The organism is Candidatus Frankia nodulisporulans, from assembly GCF_902806475.1.
Lineage (GTDB): Bacteria > Actinomycetota > Actinomycetes > Frankiales > Frankiaceae > Frankia > Frankia umida.
Genome location: NZ_CADCWS010000379.1, coordinates 1 through 2,940 on the forward strand (window position 1 = coordinate 1; position 2,940 = coordinate 2,940).

The 2,940-nt window shown below is 72.7% G+C and carries 3 protein-coding genes and 1 pseudogene; 2 read left to right on the top strand and 2 right to left on the bottom strand.

The genetic code is table 11. From position 1 onward, the window contains the following. Positions 1-214 (bottom strand): annotated as a pseudogene (locus G6R24_RS19910) (hypothetical protein); the annotation flags it as partial. A 573-nt stretch (positions 215-787) separates the two neighbouring features. After that, positions 788-2,035, bottom strand: coding sequence for a glycoside hydrolase family 43 protein (locus G6R24_RS19915; protein ID WP_225438818.1), 1,248 nt, complete (start codon positions 2,033-2,035; stop codon positions 788-790). Positions 2,036-2,123: 88 nt separating this feature from the next. Here G6R24_RS19915 and G6R24_RS19920 point away from each other — a divergent pair, with 88 nt between their 5' ends. Both G6R24_RS19920 and G6R24_RS19925 read left to right on the top strand, forming a co-directional pair. After that, positions 2,124-2,282, top strand: coding sequence for a hypothetical protein (locus tag G6R24_RS19920; RefSeq protein ID WP_163550684.1), 159 nt, complete (start codon positions 2,124-2,126; stop codon positions 2,280-2,282). A 36-nt stretch (positions 2,283-2,318) separates the two neighbouring features. After that, on the top strand, positions 2,319-2,940 hold a 622-nt coding region (locus tag G6R24_RS19925; protein WP_163550685.1), incomplete at its 3' end, for an LmeA family phospholipid-binding protein.

Sequence of the window (2,940 nt, forward strand, 5' to 3'; positions counted from 1 at the left end):
AGTCGCGGCGCTCGACCCGTTCGACCAGGCCGGTGACGCTGGACTTGTCCAGGCGCAGTATCGCGCTGATCTCGCCCATGCCGCGCGGCTGGTCCTTGAGTACGCACATCAGCTGCGCCTGCGGCACCGACAGCCCGTGGCGTGCGCAGACGTCGGCGTAGAGCGAGTTGACCAGGTAGGACAGGCGTACCAGGGCCACCGGTGTCGTGAACATCGCGCCCACCCGGGATCTCCGCCTCTCCGCCTCTCCGTTCGCTGACGGCTCAGCCTACCGACGGACACGCGCACAGCGCGGCACAGTCCGATGCGGATGCCCGGGAGCCCAGCGGCCGGCAGCCCGAACCCGGATGGACGCGCCGGCGGCCGGTGCGCGGTTCAGACGAGGCCGGTCACGATCGTGACGGTGCCGACGGCCAAAGCAGGTACGGGTTCGGGCCAGCGGGCGGACAGCAGCAGCCGCTGCAACTGGTACTGGATGATGCCGGCGGCCAGTGAAGAAGGCCTGGATCCACTCGTTGCGCTCGCATGGCTGCCAGGTCAGCAAGGCGATGCGCCCGCCGGGGCGCAGGGCGCGCGAGGTCGGTGAAGGCGGCGACCGGATCGCCGAAGAACATCACCCCGTGCCGGCTCACAGCGATGTCGAAGGCCCCGGCGGGAAAGGGTCGCTGCGTTCCCTGGCCTTCATCGAACACGCCCCGCCGGCAGCGCGTGATCTCCCCACCGTCGAGCACGACCGCCGGAGCCGCCCTCGCTGGTTCGATCAGCTGGGCCTGTGCCGGCTGATCTGTCAGCCGGCCGGCGCGGAGGGCATCGGCCGGCGCATCCACCCAGCCGGGTCGAGTCGGGTCACCGTGCGGCCGATGAGCACGCGGGGTGCGGGCAACACGGCGGGCGGGCCCGATGGCGACAGCGGGGCCAGGACGAGTTGGCGGCCGGCGTGGGGGGAAGACGCGGGATCTTTCCGGTTCCACGTGTGGAAGGCGAGCCACCAGTTCCCGTCGGCGTCGACGAACGGTTCGGCTCCGCCCGGCCCGACACCCGCGTTCCCGGTGCGCAGGAACGGTTCGGGCGCCGCGGTACAGGGGCCGAGTGGCCCGGCGCAGGCGGCGGCCGCCGTGACGTAGTCGGGGCTGTGCCAGTCGCCGGCGGAGTAGATCAGATCGAACCGGCCGCCGCGGGCGAGCATCGCCGGGCCCTCCACGACGCCGTGCTGCCAGGGCAGGCCGGGGTGGAGCAGTTCCACCGCCGGGCCGGCCAGACCGAGGCCGTCCGCGCTCATCCGCGCGGCCCACAACGTCGGGACGTGCCCGGCCCGGATTCCCTCGCTCTTCCAGGTCAGGTAGCGGTCGGTCCCGGCCGTGTAAGGACTCGGGTCGATGCTGCCTCCCGTCTCGGACTGGCAGATCAGCGGCGCGGCGGAGACATCGACGAACGGGCCGGCCGGTGAGGTCGAACTCGCGGCCGAAACGCACTGGATGCCGAGGGCGCTCAGGCGGGCGCTGTAGTAAAGGACGAAGCCGCCGGCGACGGGACTGACGGCCGGGGCCCAGGTCAGGAGCTGGCCGGCGGCCGCCCACCGGGGCAGGGCCGGCAACGCGTCCCCGACCGACTGCCAGGTCTGCATCCCGGTGCTGCGCAGCACCGGGATGTTCCCCGCGTTCGGGGTGTTCGTCCCGTAGGCGTAACTGACCCCGGCGACGGTCAGCACGAACGGATCGGCGAGGTTCGACCCGTGGACAGCGATGGCCGGACGTTCGTCCGGTGTGCCGCCGGTGGCCCTACCCGTTGGACCTGTCGTGCCGGCCGACGGCCCAGCGGCAGTGGTGCCCGCACCGGGTGCGCCGCCCCGCATGGTCGGCGAACCGGTCGAGACAACCCGGTCCACCAGTGCCATCCCGGCTGCGGCGAACGCGAGCACCACCACGACCACCGCCGTCACGGCGACCGCGATCGGTGCCCGGCGCGACCCCGAGTGGACGGTATCGGCGGGGCGCGCGGGATCAGGCGGCGCGGACGGATCGAGCAGGTGCGACATGGTGGCGTGGACCTCCCGGCTGGGTTCGGATGCGATTGCGCAGCCTGGCCGGCCCGGATGTGCATGCCGTGTGAGAACTGTCAGTCACATGTCGCTGCGTTTCCACGACGTCGACGTCGAGGCGGCGGGATCGGGCGGCGCGGCGCTGGCGGCGGTGGGCCGGACCGGCCGGAAGATCCGCCACTCGCCGGCGGCAGTCACGTTCACGGCGGCGTCGGCCGGGCAGACGGAACGCCAATGTGGCTGACATCGAACTCGAGTGTTGGCGTGGTCAGCTGGTCCCATGTCGGCCTACACCGTGGAGCCTCCCGTGCCGGCCCGCCCGCAGGCCCGCCCGCCGGGCCACCGGTTCCGGCTGGTGGTCGGCATCGTCGTGCTGACCGTCACCGTCCTGGTGGTGACCGACCGCCTGCTCGTCCGGATCGTCGAGCACCGCCTCGCCACCCGGTTGGCCTGCCTGGGAATGCTCAGCGACGGCATTTCAGTACACATCGGTGGATTTCCGTTCCTGGCCGAGGTGGCCGCCGGGCACATTTCGTCGGCCCGGGTCACCGCGGGCGCCGCCGGCCCGGGGGCGCGGCTGGTCGCTGTGACGATCGACCTGCGCGACCTGCGGCTTCCTCCGATGGCCGGCCTGGTCGGCTCGGGGGGTGGGGCGAAACTCGCGATCGGTTCCGCGACGCTGGGCGCGACGGTGCCGTACGGGACGCTGCGCGATCTGATTGGTGCCGGTGCCGGTGCCGGTGGCCTGGGCGGCGGTGTCACCCCGCGGACGACCGCTGCCGGAACCACCACCAGCGCGACCACCACCAGCGCCACCGCCACCCCCGAGGCCGCCGGTGGCGGCATGAGCTCGTTCGGCGGTCTTCCGTTCGGCGCTCACCTCGATGCCGTCACGCCGAGCG

Coding starts and splice junctions, on each gene's coding strand:
- G6R24_RS19915 (WP_225438818.1), bottom strand. CDS start 2,035: ATGTCGCACCTGCTCGATCCGTCCGCGCCGCCTGATCCCGCGCGCCCC.
- G6R24_RS19920 (WP_163550684.1), top strand. CDS start 2,124: ATGTCGCTGCGTTTCCACGACGTCGACGTCGAGGCGGCGGGATCGGGC.